Origin of the sequence: Jannaschia faecimaris, assembly GCF_900107415.1 — a bacterium.
In the GTDB taxonomy this organism is placed as follows: domain Bacteria; phylum Pseudomonadota; class Alphaproteobacteria; order Rhodobacterales; family Rhodobacteraceae; genus Jannaschia; species Jannaschia faecimaris.
Map to the genome: position 1 here is coordinate 1 of NZ_FNPX01000020.1, position 25,583 is coordinate 25,583.

Annotated in this window: 21 protein-coding genes; 9 read left to right on the top strand and 12 right to left on the bottom strand. The window is 60.7% G+C overall.

The window, feature by feature from the left end; translation table 11 throughout:
* Together BLV27_RS19605 and BLV27_RS16375 are read right to left on the bottom strand one after the other, a co-directional pair.
* A partial coding sequence (locus BLV27_RS19605) for a hypothetical protein (protein WP_211605531.1) occupies nucleotides 1-548 on the bottom strand: 548 nt, incomplete at its 3' end.
* Nucleotides 549-612: 64 nt separating this feature from the next.
* Entirely contained in the window at nucleotides 613-1,773 is a 1,161-nt protein-coding gene (locus BLV27_RS16375) for an IS30 family transposase (RefSeq protein WP_092647626.1), read from the bottom strand.
* A gap of 410 nt (nucleotides 1,774-2,183) precedes the next feature.
* Between BLV27_RS16375 and BLV27_RS16380 the strand changes: the two genes are divergently transcribed.
* Nucleotides 2,184-4,646: an AMP-binding protein gene (locus BLV27_RS16380; RefSeq protein WP_092647581.1), complete on the top strand. Its 2,463-nt coding sequence runs from the start codon at nucleotides 2,184-2,186 to the stop codon at nucleotides 4,644-4,646.
* Between the two features lie 38 nt (nucleotides 4,647-4,684).
* Here the strand turns inward: BLV27_RS16380 and BLV27_RS16385 are convergent, their stop codons facing one another.
* Complete coding sequence (locus BLV27_RS16385) at nucleotides 4,685-4,942, bottom strand: hypothetical protein (RefSeq protein WP_092647582.1); 258 nt, start codon at nucleotides 4,940-4,942, stop codon at nucleotides 4,685-4,687.
* 556 nt (nucleotides 4,943-5,498) lie between these two features.
* On the opposite strand from BLV27_RS16385, the gene BLV27_RS16390 reads away from it, so the two are divergent.
* The 3 genes from BLV27_RS16390 (at nucleotide 5,499) to BLV27_RS19465 (ending at nucleotide 7,096) form a co-directional block, all read left to right on the top strand.
* On the top strand, nucleotides 5,499-6,389 hold the full coding sequence (locus BLV27_RS16390) for a sulfotransferase domain-containing protein (RefSeq protein WP_092647627.1): 891 nt from the start codon (nucleotides 5,499-5,501) through the stop codon (nucleotides 6,387-6,389).
* Between the two features lie 159 nt (nucleotides 6,390-6,548).
* Complete coding sequence (locus BLV27_RS16395) at nucleotides 6,549-6,788, top strand: hypothetical protein (protein ID WP_092647583.1); 240 nt, start codon at nucleotides 6,549-6,551, stop codon at nucleotides 6,786-6,788.
* A gap of 152 nt (nucleotides 6,789-6,940) precedes the next feature.
* Nucleotides 6,941-7,096 (top strand): hypothetical protein, encoded by a 156-nt coding sequence (locus BLV27_RS19465; protein ID WP_170831489.1) that lies wholly within the window; start codon nucleotides 6,941-6,943, stop codon nucleotides 7,094-7,096.
* Nucleotides 7,097-7,269: 173 nt separating this feature from the next.
* On the opposite strand, the gene BLV27_RS16400 is transcribed toward BLV27_RS19465, so the two are convergent.
* The 3 genes from BLV27_RS16400 to BLV27_RS16410 form a co-directional block, all read right to left on the bottom strand.
* Nucleotides 7,270-8,031 carry a sulfotransferase family 2 domain-containing protein gene (locus BLV27_RS16400; protein WP_170831490.1) on the bottom strand — a complete coding sequence of 254 codons (762 nt, stop codon included), beginning with the start codon at nucleotides 8,029-8,031 and terminating at the stop codon, nucleotides 7,270-7,272.
* A 139-nt stretch (nucleotides 8,032-8,170) separates the two neighbouring features.
* Complete coding sequence (locus BLV27_RS16405; RefSeq protein WP_170831491.1) at nucleotides 8,171-9,238, bottom strand: acyltransferase family protein; 1,068 nt, start codon at nucleotides 9,236-9,238, stop codon at nucleotides 8,171-8,173.
* A 146-nt stretch (nucleotides 9,239-9,384) separates the two neighbouring features.
* Nucleotides 9,385-9,960, bottom strand: coding sequence for a calcium-binding protein (locus BLV27_RS16410; RefSeq protein WP_092647586.1), 576 nt, complete (start codon nucleotides 9,958-9,960; stop codon nucleotides 9,385-9,387).
* A 289-nt stretch (nucleotides 9,961-10,249) separates the two neighbouring features.
* On the opposite strand from BLV27_RS16410, the gene BLV27_RS20065 reads away from it, so the two are divergent.
* A complete protein-coding gene (locus tag BLV27_RS20065) occupies nucleotides 10,250-11,644 on the top strand; it encodes a glycoside hydrolase family 16 protein (protein WP_092647587.1) in 1,395 nt (464 codons plus the stop codon).
* Here the strand turns inward: BLV27_RS20065 and BLV27_RS16420 are convergent.
* Together BLV27_RS16420 and BLV27_RS16425 are read right to left on the bottom strand one after the other, a co-directional pair.
* Nucleotides 11,631-12,854: an O-antigen ligase family protein gene (locus BLV27_RS16420; protein ID WP_092647588.1), complete on the bottom strand. Its 1,224-nt coding sequence runs from the start codon at nucleotides 12,852-12,854 to the stop codon at nucleotides 11,631-11,633. The genes BLV27_RS20065 and BLV27_RS16420 overlap by 14 nt on opposite strands.
* A gap of 89 nt (nucleotides 12,855-12,943) precedes the next feature.
* Nucleotides 12,944-14,164 carry a polysaccharide biosynthesis/export family protein gene (locus BLV27_RS16425; RefSeq protein ID WP_092647589.1) on the bottom strand — a complete coding sequence of 407 codons (1,221 nt, stop codon included), beginning with the start codon at nucleotides 14,162-14,164 and terminating at the stop codon, nucleotides 12,944-12,946.
* A gap of 243 nt (nucleotides 14,165-14,407) precedes the next feature.
* On the opposite strand from BLV27_RS16425, the gene BLV27_RS16430 reads away from it, so the two are divergent.
* Complete coding sequence (locus tag BLV27_RS16430; protein ID WP_092647590.1) at nucleotides 14,408-15,262, top strand: sulfotransferase family 2 domain-containing protein; 855 nt, start codon at nucleotides 14,408-14,410, stop codon at nucleotides 15,260-15,262.
* A 5-nt stretch (nucleotides 15,263-15,267) separates the two neighbouring features.
* Here BLV27_RS16430 and BLV27_RS16435 read toward each other — a convergent pair whose 3' ends face one another.
* On the bottom strand, nucleotides 15,268-17,457 hold the full coding sequence (locus tag BLV27_RS16435) for a GumC family protein (protein WP_092647591.1): 2,190 nt from the start codon (nucleotides 17,455-17,457) through the stop codon (nucleotides 15,268-15,270).
* 231 nt (nucleotides 17,458-17,688) lie between these two features.
* Here BLV27_RS16435 and BLV27_RS16440 point away from each other — a divergent pair, with 231 nt between their 5' ends.
* Together BLV27_RS16440 and BLV27_RS16445 are read left to right on the top strand one after the other, a co-directional pair.
* Nucleotides 17,689-19,011: a lipopolysaccharide biosynthesis protein gene (locus BLV27_RS16440; RefSeq protein ID WP_139176712.1), complete on the top strand. Its 1,323-nt coding sequence runs from the start codon at nucleotides 17,689-17,691 to the stop codon at nucleotides 19,009-19,011.
* An 83-nt stretch (nucleotides 19,012-19,094) separates the two neighbouring features.
* Nucleotides 19,095-19,877 (top strand): sulfotransferase family protein, encoded by a 783-nt coding sequence (locus BLV27_RS16445; RefSeq protein WP_092647593.1) that lies wholly within the window; start codon nucleotides 19,095-19,097, stop codon nucleotides 19,875-19,877.
* Nucleotides 19,878-19,950: 73 nt separating this feature from the next.
* Here BLV27_RS16445 and BLV27_RS19470 read toward each other — a convergent pair whose 3' ends face one another.
* Nucleotides 19,951-20,115: a hypothetical protein gene (locus tag BLV27_RS19470; RefSeq protein ID WP_170831492.1), complete on the bottom strand. Its 165-nt coding sequence runs from the start codon at nucleotides 20,113-20,115 to the stop codon at nucleotides 19,951-19,953.
* 548 nt (nucleotides 20,116-20,663) lie between these two features.
* Between BLV27_RS19470 and BLV27_RS19860 the strand changes: the two genes are divergently transcribed.
* Complete coding sequence (locus BLV27_RS19860; protein WP_244504713.1) at nucleotides 20,664-20,903, top strand: DDE-type integrase/transposase/recombinase; 240 nt, start codon at nucleotides 20,664-20,666, stop codon at nucleotides 20,901-20,903.
* Between the two features lie 359 nt (nucleotides 20,904-21,262).
* On the opposite strand, the gene BLV27_RS16455 is transcribed toward BLV27_RS19860, so the two are convergent.
* Complete coding sequence (locus BLV27_RS16455; protein ID WP_092647594.1) at nucleotides 21,263-24,358, bottom strand: efflux RND transporter permease subunit; 3,096 nt, start codon at nucleotides 24,356-24,358, stop codon at nucleotides 21,263-21,265.
* Complete coding sequence (locus BLV27_RS16460) at nucleotides 24,355-25,524, bottom strand: efflux RND transporter periplasmic adaptor subunit (RefSeq protein WP_092647595.1); 1,170 nt, start codon at nucleotides 25,522-25,524, stop codon at nucleotides 24,355-24,357. The genes BLV27_RS16455 and BLV27_RS16460 overlap by 4 nt, the downstream gene beginning before the upstream one ends.
* Nucleotides 25,525-25,583: the final 59 nt, after the last annotated feature.

The following is a 25,583-nucleotide window of genomic DNA, read 5'->3' on the forward strand; positions in this document are numbered from 1 at the left end:
GATCGCCTGCGCGCTGCTGGAAAACCCCATAAAGTGGTCATAACCGCCGTCGCCAGAAAGCTCGTCACAATCGCGAATGCGCTTTGCAGATCACGCCAAAAGTGGACCCGTCTGACCACCTGAGAAATACAGTTGCTAGCTCTATTGAGCCCTCCTCCTACGACGGCATGCTGCAAATCCAAACCGTGACCCTCGACAGCTATATGGACACCAACGCGGTAGAACGGGTGAAGCTTTTCAAACTGGAGGCCGAGAGGTTTGAGCCAGAAATCCTCCAAGGCGCGCGCACGGTGTTGGACCGGGTTGAATGTGTCACCATCGATGATGGGTATGAGCTTCCAAGTATGAAGGCCCGGTCCCGACATTGCGCAGATCGGATTGCTGCAATCTGCGCCATTGGAACGAAAACGAATGCTGCAGTACGGCGCAGGGGAGTTGGGCGAAAGGCCGCTGAGTGCGGGATCAGACCCTTCCAGCATCGAGCACCAAGGTCCGCTTTGTGCGGAAGCAGGCGTCTCGAATCTCAGGACGTCGAGCGAGGTGGACATGCGCAACCGGCCCATGGCCGCCCATCGTAATTGTTGCTATGAACGGCAGCCTCGAGCTGCGGTTTCAATGGGTCGCTGCAACACAGGCTTGGAATTTCTCTGCTGGGGTTTGGTATTGCAAGGTCTTTCGAGGCCTCTCGTTGATCTGGCGAGCGACTGCGCTCAGCTCTGCTTGGCTAAAGCCCGATATATCAACGCCTTTCGGGAAGTATTGACGAAGAAGTCGATTGGTATTTTCGTTACTCCCTCTTTGCCAGGGTGATTGAGGATCGCAGAAGTAGACGTCGATCTTTGTGGCCAGAGTGAACTTGCGGTGCCCGGCCATCTCAGATCCACGGTCCCAGGTCAGCGACCGATACAGATCCTTCGGCAGCTTGCGCGCTTGCTTGATGAGGGCTGTGATGACGCTTTGGGTGTCTTTGTTTTCCACCTTTGCCAGCATCACAAAGCGGGAATGGCGCTCGACCAGCGTGACGATGTAGCTGTTGTTCGACCCTACGATCAAGTCGCCTTCCCAGTGGCCTGGGATAGCCCGATCCTCGACCTCAGCAGGGCGCTCGCTGATCGGAATTGCATCCTTGATCTTGCGCAGCTTGAGACCCTTTTGGGTGGCATGTCGAGACCGCCGAATGGCACGGGGACTGCGTAGGCATTCCTGCAATTCCTTCTTCAAAACACCACGGGTCTGTACATAAAGACTGCGGTAGATCGTTTCGTGGCTCACACGGCTTTCCTCTTGGTCAGGATGCTTGCGCTTGAGCCAACCAGCTATCTGCTGTGGTGACCATTTCCGGCGCAGCTTGCGCGCAATCAAGTGGCACAAAGGATCGTTGAACGAGAGCTTACATAACTTAGGCCGCGCTGCGCAGTCCCACGCGCGCTGGTCTGAGCGGGCCGCACGATAGGTTTGACGTCCGCCGTTCCTGCGAACTTCCCGGCTGATTGTTGAAGGCGACCGGTCTAGGCTTCGGGCGATTGAACGAAGCGACTGCTGTGCGACAAGCCCTCGGGATATCTCCTCCCGCTCCATCAGACTTAAAGCATATCGCGACCGCCTGCGTTGCGGTGGGCGGATCCCACCAAATTGCGCCAAATGAGGGAAGACCGAAGACGACGCGCGATTGAAGTGACGCCCAATCGAACTCATTGACTCACCGCGCTGCCACCGATCCCACATCTCTGACTTCTGTTTGTCCGAATAAAACGTCCGCGTCCGGTACTTCATGATCAACACTCCATCTTTCCAAAAAGATTAAAGTGTTGCGTCGACCCGTTGAATCCGCCGCCGAAAGCGGTCGTTGCGGGCATCGCGTTGAACGTCGGCTCCGACCCGCACAACAGACCTTGACGCTGCAAAAATTATCACACTAAGTTAGGCACCTTTCCACAGATGCACTCATGAATCCACACATTGGAATTTACCAACTGATCGGGAGAGCTTGCCACGAGAAGAAAGTGAAAGACCTTTCAGCCTATTTATATGTTGTTTTTACGGTAACGATTTAGCGAGGTTTTTGTTTGTCTCGATCTCCTTTTTGGGAACTGGAATCAGCGGATCCCCACGCAGTTGCCTTGTGCGTTGCGTCTACTGGGCAGACCATAACATACAGGGAATTGAAGAGCCGCAGGGATAGGATGCGTGCCCAATTCGGATTCGGTCGCGGAATTTGCCGCATCACGGCTGAGCCAAGTGTCGACTTCGTGTCCATCTATCTGGCAGCACTGCAATCTGGTTGCCCGGTCGTCCTCGAAGCGCAATTGGATCGCGAAGATGAATCGAAAGCAGGTCTGCCCTGTCTGTACGAACTCGACCGTAAATCGGGAAGAGTAGTGGCGAACGAAGCCAACAAGGGACACGCTTTCCACACTGAGCTCAAACTTCTTCTGTCCACATCAGGCTCTACCGGCGCGAAGAAGTTCGTCCGCCTGTCGGCGGAAAACCTCACAGCGAACAGCATCTCGATCGTTCAGTATTTGGACATTCGGCCCGATGACCGGGCTCCGACGTCACTCCCTCTCAATTATTCCTACGGATTGTCGATCCTCAACAGCCATCTCCAGGCGGGCGCTTCGCTCCTGCTTATTGAAGAGCCTGTCACTTCCTACGCGTTGTGGGAAGCGTTTGATAAGTATGCCTGCACCAGTTTTTCTGGCGTGCCCCAAACCTTTCGAATTCTGGAGCGAAGCGGCCAATTGTTTCGCGAAAGAGCCGCCTTGAGATATGTGACGCAAGCTGGGGGGAAACTTGACGCCGAAGAAGTCAAACGTTGGGTTGCTGCAGGCCAACGTAGTGGTTGGGACTTTCTTGTCATGTATGGCCAGACCGAGGCGTCTCCACGCATGTCTTATTTGCCTGCGAACCTTTCTGCGGACAACCCGTCATCGATTGGAGTAGCGATCCCGAACGGCAAACTCTGGGTATCGGGACCGGACGAAGCTCCCTTGCCTGCCGGTGAAGAGGGTGAACTTGTCTACGAGGGCCCAAACGTCATGATGGGCTATGCGACCTGTATTGAGGATCTTGCCAAACCTTCCGGCCCGCAAAAGCTGAAAACCGGTGATATCGGATACTTCGATGAACAGGGCCTGTTCTATATCACGGGCCGTTCGGCAAGATTTCTGAAACTTTCCGGAAAGCGCGTCAGCCTGGACGAAGTGGAGCGGTGGCTCCGGCGTCAAGTCGTGGACTGTATCGCAATCGGCAGTGACGACGCCCTGCAGATCTTGCACACGGGCGAACGGGGGGTCGCCTCAAGTGTTGCACAATGGCTGTCGGTTCCGTCTCCTTTTATCAAGGAACTGTCGGTCGATACACTGCCACTGAACCAGAACGGAAAGGCTGACCTGGCGCGGGCGGCAGAACTATTCGAAATCCACACATCGAGGCAAACACCTGATGGTCAACAGGCGAGCGATACCGGCAGCGGAATTGACACGATCGCGTCAATTTTTCGGCATCAGTTTCCTGGATCCACCGTGACGGCGGATACCACGTTTGATGACCTGGGCGGAACATCCAATGATTTCGTTGAACTCGAGATGGCCCTGGAAGAGGCGGGCGTCGCGCCATTCGAAAACTGGCATTTATATCCTGTCTCAGCCCTCTCCGAAAAGATACCTCGACATGCAATCACAAGGTCTTGGTTGCGTCCAGATCACGGAGCCGCCCGCGCATTATGCTGCATATTGGTTGTTCTGCTCCACGTCGTTGGGGGGAGGGAAGGAGACGGTGGTCTCAACCTGCCTGCCGCGTCGAATTGGCACGTGCTGAATGATGTGCTTGAGCCACTGCGAATGCCTCTGTTCACGTTCTTATCAGGTTACGCGTTCCAAGTGATGAAAGCAGACGGAAGGACCTTGCGAGGACATGTTTCGATGCTGCTTAATCGTTTGTTGGCACCCACTCTGTTTGCGATTTCTGTATTTTCCATTGCATCTAATTTGGTGGGCACCAAGTTCTCTCTGGACACCCCAGTCGAGTTCTTGAGCATTTTTCTTTTCCCGTACGGGGTTTTCTGGTTCGTTATGGCTCTGTGCCTCATGACGACTGTGACCTATCTTATACGAAGGTATTTTAGAGGGGCTTCCGCATATATCTTACTAGGCCTCGCGGTCGCCCTTGTGATTTGGCAGCTCAATTTCCAATATAATGTTTGGGCGATAAACCAGTCCACTAAATTAATGCCATTTTTCATCTTCGGGTCCTTTTATGCGAGCCATGCAGACTGGCTCCACGCGCGAATGGGGCGCATAGTAGCTTTGGCGTTGACTGCGTTAGTGTTGAGCCAGCTAGTCGAAATTGGCCCTTCTGGTTCGCACGGTTTTTCGAATTTTATATTGTCACTCTCCTACATTTTTTTGTGCGTAGCGTTCGCACGTCATGTGCCGATCCTTTCCCTGATCGCGCCTTATACATTTTTCATCTACCTTTGGCACGTCTTAGCAGCGTCTGGAACGCGGATTCTATGGACGGGTAATTTTGAAAATGTGGGACTATCGATCTTCGCAGGAACCGTGGCAGGAGTGGTGTTACCAATCTTACTGTTTCATGTCCTTGCTTACCTTCCGTTCAGCGCCGCGTATCTTCGAGGCAAATAGAATTTTTCAAACCAAAGAAGGAACGGCAGTCGGCCCATTCATTCCTTGGATTCCAGATGAAATATCTGACCAAAGTCCGATGCGGTCCGTTCAACAGATGATTGGGTGCCCTCAAAGTCCTGCACTGCAACCAATTGGAGCATCGTCCCAGACAGCTGACCTTCGCGTATAGTGCGGCTGTTCCGACCGATGCGCGTGTGCCCGTAGATGCCGGGACCGCCGTCTCCGCAACTCATTACGTAGAGGATAGCGATGAACAGAGCCAAGATCGGCAGGAAAAGTAGTGCAAAAACCATGTCGAAACCTCCCTTGCATAGACCGCTTATGTTGCGCTCGGAAATATTGAAAGGCGTAGCATCGTATGTCTGTGCAGATTGCGAATGCCGCATAGAAACAGCCCCCCTAAATTCTCATAAGTATCAGTCTTAGAAGGAAAAAATATAGGTTGGCATCTGGGTGACGGTCGGTAAAGGATGAAGGCAGAAACATGTCGTTCAGATGTCGGATATCAGATGTTCCTGCAAGATTTTGAAGGTTCTATTTCGTGTTTGCAGCATGATTGCGCTACTCTGGAACGGGGAGGGACGGGCGCGCTGATCTTCCGACCGAGCCGGCGTTATAAGATTAAACGACTGAATAAAAAATTAAGCGACTTTATTACCCCAGTTTCGGTGGTGCGGATCGAAGGACTGTTGCGCGAACGGGGACAAATAGTTTCTGTCGCTCCAAAAAGTCGGCGAAATGTCGCAGATGCAGAATTATGGCATCATCCGGGCGTTCGCCCGCTTCCCTTCGCCGGGTCTAACGGGCATCAAACATCGTGGGGATCACCCTTGAGGGCAGACAATGGAAATGGACCGGCGCAAGGCGACCTTCATCGGCATCGGGGCCCAGAAATGCGCCTCTACCTGGCTTCACGGCGTCTTGGAGCAGTGCGGGGACGTCCGCGTCGCCGACGGCAAGGAGGTGGATTTCTTCAGCTACTACTTCGACCGTGGGTATGAATGGTACGAACGCGTATTCGATGCACAGCCTGAGGTGCGTCACCGGGGTGAAGTCTCTCCATCTTATTTTATACACCCCGACGCGCCAAGGCGAGCCGCGGCCTACGCGTCGGACCTGCATGTCTTCGTCTGCCTGCGAGATCCGGTCTCGCGGGCCTTCTCCAATCACCTCCACGAAGTGCGCAAGGGGCACGTAACCGGTAACAACCAAGTGTTCGAGACTGCACTGGAAAATAACCCGCTCTATATCGAACAGGGAAGGTATGCTCACCATCTGGCCCGCTGGCGCGACGCCTTTCCGGCAGACCGAATCCATGTCTTCTTCCAAGAGGAGATATACGCCGACCGCGCCGCAGCCGCGCGCCGGGTGACCGACGCGCTCGACCTGCCAGCGCTTGAGGATTTTCTCGACCGCCAGGTCAATGAGAGCGTGCGTTACCGCAACGCCGCCTTGGGCGAGACCCTTTGGAAACTTGGAAATATAGCTCGCCAGGCAGGGTTGGGCCGCGCAGTCGAGACGGCCAAGTCCGTGCCCGGCCTGCGCCATCTGCGCGCCGCCAACCGCGAGGGGCTGCGTGACGTGGTGCCCCCAATGCGCCCCGATACAGAAAAACGCATTGCCGACCTGTTGGCCTCCGAAGTGGACAAACTAGAGCATCTTCTGGGGCACCCCGTGCCTTGGCCGCGATTTCGCGGCCCCCATGCTGCCTTAAAAGATTATCGTACAGACAAAATCTGATCATCAATTTATACCTTTTCTGGCTAGCCATGAAAAAAATGAGTCCAAAAAGTTGAGATGCTTGACCACGCTGACCGGCACCGATGCCAACGACATTTTGGTAGCAATAGGATTTGGGGACATGCCCAGTGCCAGGACTGGCAACTTACCCTTGTAAATATGCATGAGTGTACCGTCCTCGAGGACGGGAAAGGCAGCTATAGGTATCGGCTCACCAAGGCAGAGACGAAAACCATCAAGACCGCCTATGGCGGCATCGATACCATCTTCGCGCGCGACTTCATGACTCTGGCCGACCACGTCGAGAGCCCGATCTTCACCAAGGTCGCACGCTGGCACACCTGGACGGCAACGCCGTCGCCAACGACATGCGAGCCGGCGACGGCTAACAGGTCCTGACCGGACGCTCGGACGACGACACGCTGACGGGATTGAGACCTTCTCTTCGACTGAATTGGCGATGACCTGCCGCGCGATAGTGGTCCCGAAAGCGGTGACCGACCCTTCGGCGAGACCGGGAACGATACGCTGATGGCGGTACCTGGCGCTAGATGCTGTTCGGCGACGACGGACGGGACAAGCTGGAGGCCAGCAGCGGCGGCGACGATGTGCTGCACGGCGAAGCCGGGGACGACCGGCTCAAGGGCCGCGGGCCAAGACTTTTCCCGCTTTGCCCTCGGCGAAATCGACTGGGAAAGGTTACTTGATCTGGAGGAGCGCGAGCACCTCGAGATCTCCGCTTCCGTCATGCCAAAGACGATCGCGCTGCGGGTAAGTGACCATCAGGTTCAGATCGAAGCGCTCCTGACGGACGAGGCCGAGGTGCCTTTCGTCGAAGGAATAGAGGCGGCGGACACGTGGATCATATCAGAGCGTCCGTTCAGCTACGGGTGCGGGCCGCCTCAAAGATGGCTATATCGGGGGCACAAAGCGCATGGATCCGCTCTATCTGCGCGGGAGTGTGCTCGGGCGGGCGGTCCGGTGCCGTATTGAGCCGAGCCGGCGACAGCCGAACGCCAAACAGCGCACGATAAGCCTCGAGGAACCGGTCCATCCGGTCGAGAAATCCTACCAGCGCCATCTGCGATAGTCGCGCATGGGCGAGGGCGAGGGCGTCGGATACCTCGTTCTCAGCGATGTCGTTGGCACCGGCCAGGTACCGCAGGTAGACTCGCGCATGCCGACGTGCGACGGGGCCCTCCAGATAGGCATCGAAGTCGTCTTCCAGCAGGCCGTTGCGCTTCATCATGCGAAAGTTCGACACCGTACGCGCAACCGGGTCGCGCAGGATAGTCACGTATTTGTAGGCGTTCCCGAAATGGCGCTCGGCGCGCGTCGACCAAAGTACATGGCCGTGGATCAGCATCGTGTCCCACGCCATGTGCTGCAGCAGCATCTTCTCGCGCAGATCAAAGGTAAGCTGCCCGTGTTCCAGATCCTCATGGCAGAGCGCGGCGCTGTCCTCGCCGAAGGACAACATTGAAGCTGTGCGCCGCGTCGACACCGCATCGATCACCCCGATCCGCTGGTTGAGAGGAACGGTCGCGTACATCGCCTCCGACAGCGAGGTGCCGCCGCATTTGGGCATATGCAGAAAGACGCTGCGATGGCGCGGCGCGGCACCGGGCCGAGTTCGGCGCATCCGTCCGGCCGCGATTGCGGCATGCCTTGCGATACGCTGCTTAAATGGGGCCTCTCGCGCCATAGGTTCGCTCCGTTCCGTTCGCTCTGCTCCAACCCCTGAGCGGATCGAAGGAATTCGACATTCTTCCCGCGCGACCTTAGGCGGCCTCAGCCGGACGGCACCGGGGCAGCAGCCGGCTCAGGATGACTCGCTGGGCAACTCGCTCAATCCAGCGCTCGCTCAGGGCCGAGGCCCCCAAGGTCGCCGCGACGACGAGGACCGCCTGCCCTGCCGGTGCCAAGCTGGGCAGCAGTGTCTCGACCATCACGAGGGCCGGCATGTGCAGTAGGTAGACGCTGAACGAGACCTGCCCCAGCCAGCGCATCGGCCAGACGGCGAAGAGCCGCGTGAGCCCATAGCCGTACAGAACCGCAATCAGCAGCAGCAGCATATAGCCTGCCCCGATCGGATCGCCGAAAGCCGGAAGTCGTGGCAGGTCGAGGGCCAAACGGATGCCCGGTGGCACCAGAACGATCGCCCCAATTAAGCAAGCTGAGACTAGGGCGGCTCCGGCCCCGTGCGCGCCGAAGGCCCGCGCAAATGCCGGCCGGGTCGACAGGGCTCCCAGCATTGTGCCGACCGCGAAAAAATGCATCCAGAAGGCCAGATTGTAGGTGTGCTCCATCCGCTCGCCAAAGCCGGTCGTCGCGATCACCGCCAGGCCGACCGCAGCCTGCACCGCCAGTGCAGCAAGAAGGGCCGCCGCCAGATAGCCCCGGGAGGCGCACCACCAGAGCCCCGCAAACACGACATAGAACTGGATCTCGACCGGGATGGACCACAGCACGCCCGTCCCATGTACCAAGGCCGCCGCCCAGGCCATATCCTGCGGGCCGTGCTGCTCGTATGGCTGCAGATCCCAGAGCGCCATGATCCCGCCCAGCACCAGCGCAGCATAAAACAACGGCAGGACCCGAGCACAGCGCCGGACCGCGTACTCCCACAGGTCCGCCCGGTCCACCGGCCGGTGCAGATAGAGTCGCGCCATAAGCAAGCCGCTTAGTCCGAAGAACAGCGCCACGCCCAGGCGCCCGAAGCCCTGCCCCAGCACAGCCGGAAGCATGCCCCCGTTGGCGAGATGCGAAACGAGTACGATCACCACGGCCAGACCGCGCAGCCCGTCGAGGCCGGGAAGGTGAGTGCGGGGATCAGAGGGGTCCGTCATGTATGCGTTGCCTTTTTTCGCCATCCCGGTGCCGGTCGGATGTCGATGTACCAATGCCCGTGGCCAGAGTTCACAGGATTATTGAACGAAAAAGGGCCGGTTGGAATACCCACCGGCCCTTCGATCGCTATTCGAACAATTTCTTTTCAGAAGTATTCAATGTCCATCGTGTTGCTTTCCATATCGAGCATAGTCATACCCAAGAACTTCAACTCAGACCCGTCGCTCAGTTGAGCGACGACACCGCGGGTGCCCTCGTAGTACCCCTCGACGGTCACTCCGTTAAGCAGACGGATGGTATCCTCAGAGAACGAGAAGTCGCGGATCAAATCCTGCTCGCCGTCGGAACCGTTGCCGAACACGAAGGTGTCCTCGCCCGTCCCACCGGTCAGCGTGTCGCTGCCAGGTCCACCATTTATGGTGTCGTCGCCAATACCGCCATTGATGCGGTCATCGCCAAAGCCACCGAATATCTTGTCGTCTCCGCTACCGCCGTTGACCTTGTCGTCGCCGCTACCCGCGTTCAGGCGGTCGTCACCGGTGGAGCCTTTGAGCAAGTCGTTACCGTCGGACCCTTTGAGTACGTCATCACCCCCACCGCCCTTGATGGTGTCGTCACCACCAAGGCCATTGATGGTGTCGTCACCACCAAGGCCGTTGATCACCTCGGACGAGGAGTCGCCCGTTATATCGTTTCCCAAATTATCGGAAGTAATTGCCATTGATCGTAGTACCTCATTAACTGTGTGAATGGCGGCGCATCACCAATCCAAATCTGCACGCGAACCGCAGAAGCCGCCCTGCAAAGGACATAATGATGAGCACAAGGCGGACGTTACCTAGCCTATGCGTGTCACTAACATAAGAGTTTTGGGAAACCACCATATTTTTGCCGTAATTAGCCATTTTCTAATAATCCATTGATATCTGTCAGCTCATCTTCCAAAAATTCAGCGGCCTCAAAAAAGCGGGTTTCAGACACCTGCAGTACTGGTCCAAGGAACATCACGAATGAGGTATCTTCTTCGCAGCGCACTTCTTTTAGTAGCACTCGCCGGGGGCTGGCGCGGCGCGGCCGCCGCCGGCCCCGACCTTATGGATATGGTCCCTATATTCGAAGAGCGATTCGCTGACGGCCTGAACCGCCACAACGGCCAGCGGGGCCTATGGTCAACGCTGCCCCGCCGTGGCCAACTGATGACCAATGCCGCCGAGGCCGTCTTCTTGGATCGCGGCGTGCTGCCACCCGAGGCGGACGTCCTCATGCCGGAGTTGCACGAGGTGACGACCGGAGGGTTATCGCTGCGCAGCGCTGCCCTTCCTGACGCGGTGCTGCCAGCGGTTCGCGCGCGCATGGAAGCGACGGGCCAGGGCGGACGCGCAGAGGCTATCCGCTACGCCACTGCGCAGATTACCACGGCCGCCACATGGGCGCAGGTCTACGGCTACTTCGAGATCCGTGCCCGCATCCCCCGCGGTAAGGGGCGCTGGCCTGCCTTTTGGATGACCTTCGCGGGCCGTGGCTGGCCCCCTGAGATCGACGTCTTCGAAGCATACGGCACGGGAATCAACGCACCGACGCCCAAGGATGGCCTGTTCAAGACAGCCGTCATATTCGACGCCTTCGACGCCGAGGGCGTTCGTAGCCATTCCGTCGACATTACCAACCCCTACGACCCCGACGGCCCGGACGCCGAGACCAAGACCCGGGGCGACCGGCAGATCCACATCTTCGGGCAGGAACATCGCGGTCCCGCGCTGGAAGCTGACATCTACAGCACGCTGCACACATATGCCGTGCTCTGGGGCCCCGAAGAGATCGTCTTCTACTTCGGTACCGACCGCGCCTCCCTGCGCGAAATATATCGTGCCCCGACCCCCGACGACGTCCACGATCCAATGTACCTGATCGCGAATGACCAGTTCACCGCACGCGGCGGATGGTGGTCGCCGCGTCCAAGCGCTCTGGAGGAAGTACTCGCGCCCGGCAACGACTTCCTGATTGAGAGCATCACAGTGATGGCCCCCCGTCCGGCGCTACTCCTGGACATGCGCGCAGGCGACATACCCTCAAATCCCCGCTCAAGTGTGGTACTCGACACCCTCGGGGACGACGTCATCGCCCCAGGCACAGGCTTCGACCTGATCGAGCTGTCGGGCGGTGTCGACGAGATCAGAGTGCGCCGCGGACGCGAGGGCACAGTCGTCTCGGGCTTCGGTCCCGACGATAGTCTCGACCTTAGGGGATTCTCCATCGCCACCCCGGCCGAAGCGCTGGCACGGCTGACCCAAGTAGGCCCCGACGTATGGCTGTCGGCGACCGCTACGCCATTCTGGCCCCAGAGCGTGATCTTCCGCGACCGGCAGGTCACAGATTTCTCCGAAGCCCAGTTTACGCTGCGCTGAACCCCTGCGGGCGGGGCGATCGGTGCCGACGCGGGGGGTTTCGGAACGATAGCGATACGCCGAACACCACCACTAGAATCCACGGGATAGCGTGCTGCTGGAAGAGCTGGGCACCAAACATCGCCATCATGTACATACCCAGCGTGAGCGTCAGAGCCCAGGCCGCCAGTACGTCACCGCGCCGGCGGGTGCGCTGCATCGACCGATATAATGTCGTGCTCATGGCCAGTGTATGCGCGATCAAGCCTAGAGGGCCCAGCATGATCAGCAGCTCGAGGATCAGGTTGTGAAACCCCCCCACTCCCTCGCCATACTGGCTCTGGAGCGCGATGATCTGGTTCTGGAAGGCAGGATGCGTCCAGAATCCGTTGGCACCAAAACCCAGCAGCGGGTTCTCGTCGAGGTGCCGGATCGCGAAGTCCCACAGCACCGTGCGCCCGGTCAGCGTCGTATCGCGCCCCAGCAGCTCCAGCAATCCCGACAGCGGAGAGATGCTGAACCCCAGTGAGAGGAAAAGCGCCAATGCCAATGGCAGGGTCGCCAAGGCGAAGACCACAGTCCAGCCGCCGCGCCATCCTAGCATCACCCAGATCAAAATACCGCCGACCGCCAGAATTCCCGACAGCCCGACGGCCGTCGCTGAACCTGAGATTGAGATCAGGAAAACATTGACCCCCAAGGCCGCCAGCAGCGCTAACCGCAGCCCGAGCCGCAGGCCTGAAATCAGGAAAACGCCGAAGACGCAGGTCACTGTGAACAGAACCGTCCGGTGCCCCAATACGTTCTTGGACAGAAATATCCCCTTAAAATTATTGCGGTGATCATAGGCCGGGGTAAATGCACCGCCAAAGTTAGCCAGCGACGAAAGAACAGTGATAAACAGCACCGCCGTCAGGGCAATGAATATCTGGTCAAGCGTGAAGCGCATGCCAATCAAGACCGCGATCATCACGCTGAACATCAGTTGCAGCGAGAAGCGGAGCGTCTGGGTGGGCACGTCCGACCACAGCACCGACAGCAGGCAAAGCGCCGGATAAAGCAGGAAGACCCAGTTCCGGCTCAGGACTGTGACATAGGCCGGGAACAGGGCCGCAATTCGCAACATCGCATAGGCATAAGCCATCAGCCAGAACGCCGAATGTAGCCCCAAGAACACAAAGGCATTCATGCTAATGAAGAAAACGAAGGCCATGTAGAGGAAATCGATCACGTCAACTATCCCGCGTAGGCTCGACGAGCCGCGCACATGGCCACTAAAAGGCGGCGCGGGCCTGAATCCGACGGGGACGGTTGCGTCGCTCACTGGGACGGAATCGGCTGCTCGGTCGTGACCTCTATGACGTCCCCCGGAAGCAGCGGGTCGTCCAGCGCGAGTTCGTGCCGAGTAACGGCGTCGCCCGCCCCGCGATAAACCACGACGCGAGTCACGGAGCGGGTGGCGGCTTGCATGAACGACGACAAGCCGGCGGCGTCGATCTTGGCGCGGGCACCGGCCATGCGTTTCCGGATGGCGACGAGGTCGGCATAGGTGGCGGCACGTTCGGCCAACAGCGCTGAGCGGGCCTCGTCAACACCGGCATCGAGTTCCTCGGCCAAGGTGCTCCGCCCGATGCGAGCCTCAGCCAGCATGGACTCGGTATCGAGCACACGGATGTTGGTGATCAGGCCGGCACTGCGCGCCGAGTTCAGCCGGTCGATGGGTACCACACGCCGGTCAAACATCTCCTGCACCCGCGCCAGTTCCTCTGCTTCCAGCCGCGCGGCTTCCTCGTAGCCCGCGAGCGTGCGCTCTAGGTAGCTGACACGCTGGTCGTAGAGTTCGAGCTGCTCCTCGAGTTGCAGATCGCTACTGTCCTGGACCGAGAGGTCGAGGCCAATCCGGTCGCGCGTCTGGTCTAGGTAGGACAGCCCCAAATGCTCGGCGACGATGCGGCGCGTGATTTCGGAGGGGGCTTCGGCACGATCCGCGAGCATCGCGTCTAGCCGCCATAGTTCGGCCAGCTCTAGCGCTTCATCCAGCGCCAACTCGTCGAAGGTCCCCAGCAGACTGACAACGTCCAGCGGCGACAGCTCCCGGCCGTCGGTGGTACCCGCGCCCCCGGCGGACGCAACCGCAGCTCGCGCGGTCATCCCCGGCGAAAAGTCGACCGGCCCGGGCGAGACCACCGCCCCGCCCACGGTCACATGGCGGTAGCCGTCCATGGCGAGGAAAATATTGTCAGGGCCCAGCAGGATAGTGCTCCGCGCCTCGTTGGGCCCATAGATCGTAACCTCCGACCCAGTGGCCGTCAGCGAAAGGGCCGCGCGGATCTGCTCGAGCGTCTTGCCGGCCACTTGGATGCTGCCGACATAGGGAAACCGCATATTTCCATCCATGTCCACAATCGAAGTCATGTCCCCGCCGGGAAGACCGGAGACGAACAGACGGACGCTGTCGCCGGGTTGGAGAGCGTAGTCCTGCGCACCGGCCCCGGACGACATGGCGGCACAGAATGCGAAGGTCAGCAGGCGAAGGATCATGGAAAGAGTCCGGAGGAGAATGGCGCAGGCGTTGCAGGGAACCGGCGGGCGGAGAACTCATTATACCATAGAAAAATCGTTCCGAGTCCGCAAGCGCCGGTCGATCCTCGCGGTCGGCCGCTTGCGGACCGGCGCGCGCCCGATATAGCGTCCCGTAGCCGTCCGCCGCCCTGCCCGCCCGCCCTAGGAAAACGGGTGCGGGGGACCCCATCCGAACCGAGACCCCTCTGGGAGCACCCTGAAATGCCGACCCCCCCCCCTGCCTCCGACCGGCCCTCGACGACGGCGCGGCTGCGCACTCTGCGTCGCGAATGGCTGGACGCCCGGGGGCTTTCTGCGATCGGGCGACGTATATATTCCTCGCGCGTGGCCTTCGTGCACGTGCCCAAATGCGCCGGACGCTCGGTCGAAAGGGGCCTTCGCCGAGCCCACCGCTGGTCGCGTGGCCATGTCCACGCCGGCGCAACCTTCGACCAAGCTGCCGGGCTTCTCGGTCGTCCGATTGCCGACCAAGACGATCGGCAAACGGTGCTTGAGGCGGCCAGCGATCGGCGCGCCGCCGTCTATGCGTATCACCTAGCCCTCGGTCTCGGGTGCGTCACCGGCCATGCGCCCGTGAACGCCGCCCTCGTGCGGCTCCATGCCGAGCGCCACGCTTTCGTGACAGTGCTGCGCGATCCCGTTGAGCGTTTCGTGTCGCATTTCCGCTATAGCTACATGGCCGAAGGCCAAGGTCGGATCGACCTGAATCTTGAAGCCTTCCTGCGCACGCGGCGGGCGGTGACGTTCGGATCGATGTACGCCAAGTACTTTGCCCACGGAGTGCCGCCCGAGCGCACCGCCGGGGCAGTTCGCGACTGTCTAGAGCAGTTCGCCGCGATCGGCTTCATCGACGACATGAGCAGATTCGAGCGCGACGTCGCCGCCGCTTTGGGACGCAGGGTCTCGTTCGGTCATATCAACAAAACCGCCACCAGGCGGAGCAGCGCGCCCTCCGAGGGGATCGACCCGGACCTCAGGGCTGAGATCGTGCGGCTCTGCGCTCCGGACCGAGAGATCTACGCCTGGGCCCGCGCACGGGCCGACCGCGACGGCTGAGGCCCCTAATCCGGTAGGACATCGTAACGCTTCATCTTGCGGTCTTGAACCTGCGACAGGAACACGCCGGCGATGGCCCGCGCAACGATGGGCCGCTGGCGCAAGACCGACCGCAGGGCGCTGGTCGACACCCGGCCGAATCGCACTACGACGAAGACCTTGACTATCTGCGGCAAGCTCAGCAAGTCCTCGACGGTAGTGGTCAGGGTACCCGCATCAATTACCGTCAGTTCGTCCGGGCCGGAGGCCTCCTCGAGCAGGCTGCGCACCGCGCGGACATAGTGGCTGGGATCGAGCTGCCAATAATGATCAATCGGGATCGCCTGTAGCAGTCGCAAGCGCGGGCTCAGCCGCCGAATCAGGGCGACGTCGCCCCAAGTCTCTTCGATGTCTTCCTCGGCGGCCTCGCCGAACAAGCGCGACAGCGTGCCGGTGTGCGGATCGCCGTCCACTAGCAGCACATCCTTCCCCCGATCCGACAGGAAGACCGCGAGGTTGGTCGCGAAAGTCGTCTTACCATCGCCTTGGCGCGGCGAGGTGATGAGGACACTATAGACTTGCCCATCCACAGGATCGGTCATCAACGTCGCCGCCCGGCGCAAAGTCTCGCCTAGCCTGCGCGATCCCGAGTAGGTTCCCGACAGCAGTCGCACGAGCTGCTGGCGGTCCAAACGGGAGTGGTCCGCCATGTTCAGCCGGTCGCCTATCGCGGGCGGTAGCGGCAGGTCACGCGTCCGCAGCATCGGGACGGCACCGCCATAGGTCAGCCCGAGCGCATCGGTAACGTCCCGCGGCGCACGCAGACGATCGTCGAGCTGTTCACGCAGGAACACCAACCCGAGCCCCAGGATCGCCCCACCCAAAGCACCCGCGATGACGGTCAGCAGCCCTCCAGAGACGCTGGGACGCTCCGGAGGCACGGCCAAGTCGACGATCCGGGCGATGCTGGGCGTGAAGCGGTCGGCACCTTCGCTCTCGCGCAGGCGGTTGGAGACTACGGTGTACTGGTTGCGCAGGGAATTGATCTCGCGCTCGAGCGCATCGAGCGGGATGCGCACTGTGCCCAGCCGGTCGGCTTCCCGCTCGAGGGTCTCACGTTCCTCGGCCAGCGCAGCTAGGTTGGCCTCGGCCACCGCGATCCGCGCCTCGCGAGTGTCGCGCAGGCGGATCAACTCGCTGCGGAATTGCTCAACCACGCGCTCCAGGATCCGCGCCAAGTCGTCGTTCCAGCCCCCGGCCGCGTTCTGCTCCTGCAGCCGCCGCAGCTGATCCTGGAACTGCCCCATCCCCCAGTCCTCCAAGCTGAGGCTGGCCAGCGAGCCGATCTCGAGCGGCGCGTCCAGCCGCTTTATGTCCAGCGCGATGCTCTGGAGCTGGGAGCGGCCCTCTCGAATGATCGAGCGGGCGTTGATCGTCCGGCTGTCGATGTCGGCGATCTGCTGGGTGACGGTGTTGTTGGTCTCGGAGCGGGGGATATCGTTGGCAATCCGGTAGGCTTGGGCCTCCGCCTCGCGTTCGGCGATCGCGTCCGACAGGCGCGAGATCTCGGCCCTCAGCTGGCGGGTCGCCTGAGCGGCCCGGTCGACCTGCTCGTCGGACTGCAGCACGAGGTACTCACGCGCCAAGGTGTTGACGACGAAGGCCGCCAGCTCGGAGTTCTGAGCGCGGAACCGCATCGTGATAATGTAGGTAGCCCCCTCGCGCTCGATAGCCAGTTTGCTGCGGACCCAGCGGACTAGATCCTCGAGCCGCTGCGCCTCCGTCGGAGGCTCAACCAAGTCCACGGGCAGCAGCCGGGCGCGGAGCCGGGCCAGCGCCGAGGGAGCGGCGTCCCCGTCACCCTCCTCGACCCTGGGCTCGGGCAGCTGTTCGACTACGCGATACAGCAGCCGGTCGGAGCGCAGTATCTCGATCTCCGAATCCACCACCAGCGCATCAGCCAGCAACAGCGTAGGTGCCGGCTGCACGCCACCGGCACCGCCGGCGATCCGCGGGTCGATCAGAAGGCTGGCACGGGCTGTGTAGACGTCGTCGCGCGACAGCACGTAGACTACCGTCGCCCCGGTGAACACCAGAACCGTCAGCGCAATTAGCCACAGATTGCGGCGGACCCCATCGTAGGCGTTTCGCGCCAGCTCCGAAATGTCCAGGCTGGTATCGTCTTCGGTCGGTCGGGCTCGGAAGATGTCAGTCATGGGCCGGTCGCGCTCTGCAGTAGGTTACGATGCGGCCGTTGGACGGCCATTTGAGGGAGTAGCACCGCTTAACGGATAAGGCGACACCGCGACGACGGGCGCGGCTCTAGGCGGCTCGGGACCCCAGAAAACCGTTGTCGCCCAGGGGTCCTTCGCCCATACATCGCCTTACCCCACGCGCCGCTCAGTGACGGGGACGATTATTCTCTATTCATGACCAAGGGCCGGAAGATGTCCCTTCTCGACCGCATCCGAAACGCGCCGCTGTCGAAATTTGCCGGCAGCGCCGGGCTCATCGTCATGAGCCGGATGGCGGGTGCCTTGCTGACACTGGTCTACACTTTCCTCCTGGCGCGCGTCGCCCCGCCCGAGGAGGTTGGCACCGCCTTCGCCGCGCTGTCGACGGGCCTGATCCTGTCGGTGGTTTCGTCTCTAAACATTGAGATGGGGTCGATCCGATTCCTGCCACTTTATCTCGAGCACGGCCGGACCGCCGAAGCGGCGGGGTTCGTACGGTCCTGCCGCCGCGTGGTCCTCGCCACCTGCGGCGTGATCTTGATCGTCGGCGTCCCGATCGTCCTGCTGCGCTCGGAGTGGACGGGGGTGGATCCCTACCTCATCAGCCTTGCAGTTGCACCGCTGGCAGCCAACGCGCGCATTAACAGCCGCCATGCGACCGCCTTAGGGTTGGTGCTGCAAGGCACGTTGCCGCGGCTGCTGATACAGCCGCTGCTCTTCGCCACGGTCCTGATGATCTGCACGCTGCAAGGCATTTCCCTCGGGGCGATAGAAGTGATGTACATGTTCTTCGGCTCGACCCTGCTGACCACGGTCGTACAATGGCGGCTGATCCGGCACGCCATGATCTTCGACAAGGAGGCAGCACCCGACTACGGCCCCGTGCGCGAATGGCTGTCGGCAGGGGTTATGCTGATTCCAATGCTGCTGATGGGCGAGTTCATGCGCGACCTCATCATCTTATCGGGCACGCTGGTGCTGTCGGGAGCCGCGGTGGCGCAACTGGGCATCTCGATCTCGCTGATTTCTGCGCTCAGCTTCGCGCTAACGGCGGTGGACATGACGCTCAGCCCGCACATCGCACGCGCCCTCGTGCAAACCAACAAGCGCCGCACTTCACGGCTCTTGACGCTAGCGGCACTAAGCAAACTAGGCCTCTTTGCGGTGGGGGCACCACTACTCTACGTGCTGGTGCCTTACGCCATCGCGCTGATGGGGAATGCCTACGAAGGCCTGCAAAGCCAGTACCTGATCTTTCTGTGCATCCCGCTAGCCAAGGCGGTCTTCGGCCCGGCCAACCTAGTGCTCAACGTCTCGGGGAAGCGGCGCGAATTGCTTTGGGGTACGGTCGTCGGCCTGCCGCTGCTGATCGGTGCCGTCGCACTGGCGGGACAACTTTACGGATTGCTGGGGGCGACGATCGGGGCGTCGGCCGCAATGGTCGCCTATTACGGCATCCAAAGCGCCGCCTGCCACCTATTCACCGGCATCAACCCGACTGTCCTGTCCTTTGTGCTTTATCGGCGCGGGGCGTAAATCTAACAGAGAAGCAAGATACCGGCCCCAGTGCAGCGCGCGACAATTCTCGGGTCACGGCATTTTCGACAGGAGAGACTTTAATGAAAGTCGTTAACCGCGCCCTCAAGCGCCGCCTTGGTGGCTACGTGATGGAAGCCCAGAGCATCCTGCGATCCCTGAGGCATCCTCGGACGGCACCTGAGCGCCGCTTCGTGCTGTTCGGGCGGGGACGCTCGGGCTCGACGCTCATGGTCCAGATGCTCGATGCGAACCCCGAAATCGGTTGCCTTGACGAGATACTACGCTTTTCGACGTTGATGCCCGTGCGCATGATCGAGCGCGAACTGGGCCGGATCGACAAGCCGGTCCGCGGCTTCAAGCTGCTGAGCTATCAGATCCGCGAGCTGCATGGTCGGCATAGCGGGCCCCTGCGATGTTGGATGGCCGATCCGGCTGTGAAGATCTTTCACCTGCGTCGGGACAACGTGCTTCGCCATGCGCTGTCCAATATCTATGCCGGATCGCGCAGGGCCTACCACTCCACGGACAGCAGCGCGACCGAGGTGACTCGGATCACGATAGCCGCGGATGACATGTTCCGCTGGATGCGTGGCAGTCTGGACTTGCTGGCGTGGGAGCAACGCTATCTGGGGGATATGGACCGGGAGGAAATCTGCTACGAGCGCGACCTGTCCAGCCCGACCGTGCAGGCGGCGACGCTGGACCGCGTGAGCCGTGCGCTCGACGTCTACCCCGTCAAAGTCCAGGCCCCGCTTCGCAAAGTCACACCGAAGGACTATGATGCGTTCATCGAAAACTGGCCCGCGCTGCGCAAAGCCATCGCAGCCTCCGAGTTCAGCTCCTATCTAGACAGATCCGACTGACAGGTGCTCGCCGGGCCGTTTCGCGCGCGAAAAATCCGCCGGATGACGGCAATAGTCTCTTACGCGGGCGTTTTTACATCCAGCCAAGGTGGGCTCCATCGACGGACCGCAGGCGGCGGCCGGTCCGAGCCCAGACTTCGCGCCACTCGACCGCAAGCTCGTAGACGTCGAGGCCGGGGGCCAGGTCGCGCGCATCCAACTCGAGGTGGTAGTCGGATAGGCCGTCGGCCTCCGTCATATCGCATAGCATCTTGCAGAACACCGGCTCGGGCTAGCCGAACTCGACTTCTGGTGCCGCACCTCCACCGAGATGGGCCAAGCAGGCTAACCGCCACAGAGCTTGCGCGCCAGATCACAGAACCGCCACCCCAGCAGCTTGCGCACTCGGAAATACCGCTTTTTTTAAGGGAACGTGGCGAAGTCGCGAGATCCCCAATCTGCCCCGACAGACAAGCATTGCTCGTTCAGGTGTTTGAGACGCCTCGTGATATTATCCGCCAGGCGGCGATGTTGTACGTCCGGTTCTCGTTGTCTCTTCGAAACATCGAAGATCTGCTTTATGAAGGCGAAATTGATCTCTGCAATCACGCCGCACAGTTTTGGCGGTCGCGCTTGCGGCCGACATTTGCAACCGAAAGTCTGAAACGCTGAATCGAAGGCAAGCGGCCCAGTCGATGGCGAGAAATATTAGCTTGGGCGAGCCATCGACTATGAACGCGAAGCCCTCGAAAGCTTGTTCACAAGGGACGGGATCGCAGGGCCGCGCTGCAATTCCTCAAAAAAGCAATGCGCAAGCATGGCCGGACAGTGGTCACCGTAACCGATCGGCTTTGGTCGTACAGCGCGGCCCTGAGGGAAATCGGCAATGCGGGTTGCCAGAATACCGGACGCAGGTTGAACAACAGAACGGAGAACTCACACCAGCTCTTCCGACAAAGGGAACAGGCCATGCTTCTCCTTCAACGCATAGGAAATTTGCAGAAGTCCGCCGCTAACTCCTCAGTTTCCGACCACTCCAGTCAGTGACGCAGCCTCTCCAGCGTCGACCCCCTTCAAGTCGAGCCGCACCGCCGCTCTACCCAAGTGGCATCAGCTTTGGTCCGGATGACTTCACGCTTTTGGTGGAAAACTGAGACTGGCTCGAACTAGCCTGACAGCCCTCAAGGAGGTTCTCGGACACCAACTCCGCCAAGGAGCTTTCAGTCAAATCCGCCATGACGATCCACAGCGATGCCGGATATAGGCCCTCATCTGACCAGTCGAAAAGCCGATTGGCAGAGCCCCCTCGGCGCGCGCATCAAGGGCCGCGGGCCCTGTTTGGTCTTGCGGCAGTCAGCGTTGGCATGGCCGCGCGGGCCGATCTGAACGGAGCGTCCCGCGCGACGCTACCCGCCCTGAGCTTCGGCTTCCCTCAGTTCATCCTGCAAGCGTGCTTCCTCTTGCGCCTTTGGCGGAGAGAACCGGGCAAGCAGCGCGTAGGCGACTGGCGTCAGATATAGCGTGAACAGGGTTGCAAGACCGAGGCCGCCCACGATGACCCAGCCGAGCGCCTCGCGCGCCTCGGCTCCTGCTCCGGTCGACAGGACCAGAGGCACACCGCCGAGCACGGTCGACGTCATCGTCATCATCACCGGCCGCAACCGGATGGAACAGGCGTCGGTAATCGCTGAATGCACATCCTGACCCTTGTCCCTCAGCTGATTGGCGAATTCGACGATAAGGATGCCATTCTTGGCCATGATGCCGATCAATATGACAAGGCCGATCTGGCTGTAAACGTTCAGGCTTTGGCCGGTCATCAATAGCGCGAACATGGCACAGGCCAGCCCGAGCGGCACCGTGGCCATGACGACGACGGCAGAGATGAAGCTTTCGAACTGTGCCGACAGCACAAGAAATACCACCAGGATCGCAAAGCCGAACGTCAGCAGAAGGCCCGCGTTGGTCTGATCCAGCGCCGCGGCTTCGGCAAGTGGCACAATGCGGTTTTCGTCCGCCAGCACTTCGGCCCCGATCTGCTGCACCTGCACCAGCGCATCGCCCAACGACAACTCCGGCGTCAGCCCGGCAGTAACCTCGACCGAGCGGTTCTGGCCCTCCCGATCCAGTTCCGGTGCCACGGCGCGTTCTTCCAATGTCACGAAGCTGGACATCGGAACCATCTGCCCGGTCCCCGACTGCACGAACACATTTTGCAGGTCACCCGGATCGTTGATCGGGTTGGACGTGGACAGCATCTTCACGTCGAAGCTCTTGTCGTCGATGAATACCGACCCGACGGTCCGCCCATCGAGCAACGCCTGCAAGGCCTGGCCCAGGCCGGTGATGTCGATGTCCAGGTCGGCTGCAAGTGCGCGATCGATCTCCACGAAAAGCTGCGGCTGGGTGCGTTCGTACTCAAGCCGGACCTGTCCCATGCCGGGAATTTCATTCAATCGGTCCACCATGGTTTCCGCCACCTCGGACAGCTGGTCATAGCTGCTGCCGGTGATGCCGAAAGACAATCCTCGCCCTGCCCCCCGTATCCCGAGGGAGTTCGGCTGGATCGCAAATGCCCGAACGCCAATGACACTGCGCAGTTTGCCGTTTATTTCGCCCACGATCTCCTGCTGGCCACGGGTGCGGTCCGCCCAATTGGCCAAAGTGAAAACCATGAACCCACGATTATCGGCCCCGAAGCCGCTGATGGAGAAGATGTTCGTGATCTCGCCCCGCTCCTGCAGCGGCGTGATCAAGTCCTCGATCTGCTGCATCTTGCCCTGAGTGTATTCACGCGACACGCCTTGAGGAGCCGTGACGCTGAGCAGGGCAACGGCGCGGTCTTCGGGCGGCGTCAGTTCCTGCCGGATGGTGCCCGCCATCATCGTGGCCGTTGCCGCCACGAAAGCCGAGACCAGGACTATGACGAACGGGATCGCCAGCGCACCTCGAAGCGTCGCCTCGTAAAATCGCAGAAGCTTGCCGCCGAGCCAGATCATCGGGCCGCGCGGGTTCGGGTCAGGGGCCTTTGCCAGCAGTCGACTGGCCAGAACAGGACACAGGCTGAGTGCAACGACAGATGACAAGAGCACCGCCATCGCCAAGGTAAAGCCAAACTCCCTGAACAAGCCGCCCGCCTGCCCCGGCAGAAATGACAGCGGGATGAAAACCGCCGCCAGCGTCGCCGTCGTGGTAACCACCGCAAAGAAAACCTGCGCCGTCCCTTTCACAGCGGCGGCCCTTGGGCCCATGCCGGCCGCCCTTTGGCGCACGATGTTTTCCAGCACAACGATGGCGTCGTCCACTACCATGCCCGTCGCCAGGACCAACGCCAGAAGCGTCAGGATATTGATCGAAAACCCGACCAGATAGATCGCCGCCAAGGTGCCCACCAACGCGACAGGCAAGGTCAGCGCCGGAATTAGCGTCGCCCGCACGTTGCGCAAGAACAGGAAGATCACCGCCACCACGATCAGGATCGCAAAGCCGAGCGTTTTGACCACTTCCTTGATGGAGCCTGAAATGAAGGTCGCGTCGTCAGATGTCACCGCTATCGTGATGTCATCGGGCAGGCTTTCACTCAATTCTGCCACGACCTCCCGCACGTCGGTCGAGATCTCCAGCGTGTTGGACGTCGCTTGCCGAATGATCCCGATACCCAGACCCTGCTGGCCGTTGGCGCGCAACACGGTTTCGCCAGGTGCCGGCCCCAGAGTGACGCGCGCCACGTCGCCGACCTTGACCGACTCGGTGATTTCGAGCGCCTCGAAGGCTTCTGCCGTCGCCACCGTGGCCGTGGTCCGCACGTTGATCGACTGCCGGTCACCGGCCAGATCGCCCGCCGGCGCGTCGAGTGACACGCCTGCAAGAACCTGCTGCATATCAGCGAGCGTCAGACCGCGACTGGCGAGTTCCAGTTGATTGATGTCGATCCGGAAGATCGGCTCGCGGTCACCGTAGATTTGAAGATCCGCCACGCCCTCGACCGAAATCAGCCGGTCTTCCACCCGGTCTTCCACGATGGCGGTCAGGTCCTGCGGCGAGCGGCTGGGCGATGTCACGGCGATCCGCATGACCGGCTGTGCGTTCGCGTCCGCCTTCACGATTTCCGGCTGGTCCGCCGCCTCGGGCAACTGGTTGACGATCCGGGCCACCGCGTCGCGCACATCCGTCGCCGCCACGTCGATATCCACGCTGTCGTTGAACTCGACGGTGACACGGCTGCGACCAAAACGCGAGTTCGACGAGATACTACGTACGCCGGTGACGCGGCCGACGGCCCCCTCGATCCGGCCAGTCAGTTCCTGATCAACCGCCTCGGGCGAGGCTCCGGGGAAGGGAGTGGTGATCGTGATGACGGGCCGGTCCACGTTCGGCAGTTCGCGAATTTCCGCCCCGAAAAGGGCGGCAACTCCCGCAAGAATGATCAAGGCGTTCAAGACGAAGGCAAGGATCGGGCGGCGCACGAACAGGGCGGTTCCGGGCGACTTGGTCTGGCTCACAGGGTGTGCCCCCGATTGGTCCCGCTTTCGATCGCTGCGGTTTCCTCGGCGGGCGCGATCGCCACCTCGGCCCCGTCGCGCAGGGTCTGCACACCATCGGTGACGACCATGTCACCGGCGGCCAGGTCATTCGACATCACAAGAACATCGTCGCTGTTGCGCTGCGCCAGCGTCACAGGCACGCGGGCAACCTTGCCATCGCGCACGACCCAGACGAACGGGCCCTCGCTGGACCATTGGATCGCCAGCGGTGCGACCGAAAGCATCGTCTCACCGGGAAATGTCAGGTTGACCGAAAACGCCATGCCCGCGCGAAGCAGATCGTCGTCGTTCGAGACGCGGCCCTGCACCAGCAGGGTGCGACTGGCACGGTCCACAACGGTATCGATGGCGCTGATCTCGCCTTTCAGGGCAGTCTCGCTCAGTCCAAGGGGCACCACATCAAACGCCTGGCCCACCTCGATCTTGCTGACTACGCGTTCGGGGACACGAAAATCGATCAGGATTTCCGAGCGATCCGTAACCGTGACAAGCACATCTTGCGCGTTGACGCGGTCTCCGACCGCGAGGTCTATGATCCCCACCCAGCCAGAGATCGGCGCTTCGATCTGACGCTGGGACAAGTCATACTCCGCCTGACGCACCGCAAGTTCCGCGCTGCGTCGCGCAAGCTCGGTCTCGCGCAGACGCACTTCGGTCGTGGCTCCAGACGCCTGCAGTTGCTGAAACCGTTCGGCCTCGGCTTGCGCGTCGTCCAACTCGATCCGCGCCTGTTCCAGGGCGATCTGTTCATTCTCGTCTTCGAGCATGACAATTATGTCGCCCTGCTGGACATAGCTGCCCGCGACGATGTTCAATTCCGTGATGACGCCCACGGCGCTGGCACGCACCGTGACCGAGCGCCGGGCCCGGCCGTCGCCGATCGCGCTCACCCGATCCGCTAGGGCTCGTTCCCCGACGCTTGCGACAATAACCTGCGCAGGACCGCCAACCCCGCGCCGCCCTCCCTGCTGCGCGACGGTCGCTTCGGGCGGTTCGATCCCGAGCAAGTCCAGAACACCGATCCTGTCCAGGATCGGCTGTGCGGCTGGGACGTAAGTGATCCAGATGTAGAGACCGGCAACAACGACGGCGGCTGACAGAACGATTTGGCGCAGCGTTTTCATCGCGAACACTCTCAGGGTTTTCGATTTCTCCCTCACTTAGCGTTGGAAAGTCGAAAACA

Coding starts and splice junctions, on each gene's coding strand:
- BLV27_RS16375 (WP_092647626.1), bottom strand. CDS start 1,773: ATGAAGTACCGGACGCGGACGTTTTATTCGGACAAACAGAAGTCAGAG.
- BLV27_RS16380 (WP_092647581.1), top strand. CDS start 2,184: ATGCGTGCCCAATTCGGATTCGGTCGCGGAATTTGCCGCATCACGGCT.
- BLV27_RS16385 (WP_092647582.1), bottom strand. CDS start 4,942: ATGGTTTTTGCACTACTTTTCCTGCCGATCTTGGCTCTGTTCATCGCT.
- BLV27_RS16390 (WP_092647627.1), top strand. CDS start 5,499: ATGGACCGGCGCAAGGCGACCTTCATCGGCATCGGGGCCCAGAAATGC.
- BLV27_RS16395 (WP_092647583.1), top strand. CDS start 6,549: ATGCATGAGTGTACCGTCCTCGAGGACGGGAAAGGCAGCTATAGGTAT.
- BLV27_RS19465 (WP_170831489.1), top strand. CDS start 6,941: ATGCTGTTCGGCGACGACGGACGGGACAAGCTGGAGGCCAGCAGCGGC.
- BLV27_RS16400 (WP_170831490.1), bottom strand. CDS start 8,031: ATGCGCCGAACTCGGCCCGGTGCCGCGCCGCGCCATCGCAGCGTCTTT.
- BLV27_RS16405 (WP_170831491.1), bottom strand. CDS start 9,238: ATGACGGACCCCTCTGATCCCCGCACTCACCTTCCCGGCCTCGACGGG.
- BLV27_RS16410 (WP_092647586.1), bottom strand. CDS start 9,960: ATGGCAATTACTTCCGATAATTTGGGAAACGATATAACGGGCGACTCC.
- BLV27_RS20065 (WP_092647587.1), top strand. CDS start 10,250: ATGAGGTATCTTCTTCGCAGCGCACTTCTTTTAGTAGCACTCGCCGGG.
- BLV27_RS16425 (WP_092647589.1), bottom strand. CDS start 14,164: ATGATCCTTCGCCTGCTGACCTTCGCATTCTGTGCCGCCATGTCGTCC.
- BLV27_RS16430 (WP_092647590.1), top strand. CDS start 14,408: ATGCCGACCCCCCCCCCTGCCTCCGACCGGCCCTCGACGACGGCGCGG.
- BLV27_RS16435 (WP_092647591.1), bottom strand. CDS start 17,457: ATGACTGACATCTTCCGAGCCCGACCGACCGAAGACGATACCAGCCTG.
- BLV27_RS16440 (WP_139176712.1), top strand. CDS start 17,689: ATGTCCCTTCTCGACCGCATCCGAAACGCGCCGCTGTCGAAATTTGCC.
- BLV27_RS16445 (WP_092647593.1), top strand. CDS start 19,095: ATGAAAGTCGTTAACCGCGCCCTCAAGCGCCGCCTTGGTGGCTACGTG.
- BLV27_RS19470 (WP_170831492.1), bottom strand. CDS start 20,115: ATGACGGAGGCCGACGGCCTATCCGACTACCACCTCGAGTTGGATGCG.
- BLV27_RS19860 (WP_244504713.1), top strand. CDS start 20,664: ATGCGCAAGCATGGCCGGACAGTGGTCACCGTAACCGATCGGCTTTGG.
- BLV27_RS16460 (WP_092647595.1), bottom strand. CDS start 25,524: ATGAAAACGCTGCGCCAAATCGTTCTGTCAGCCGCCGTCGTTGTTGCC.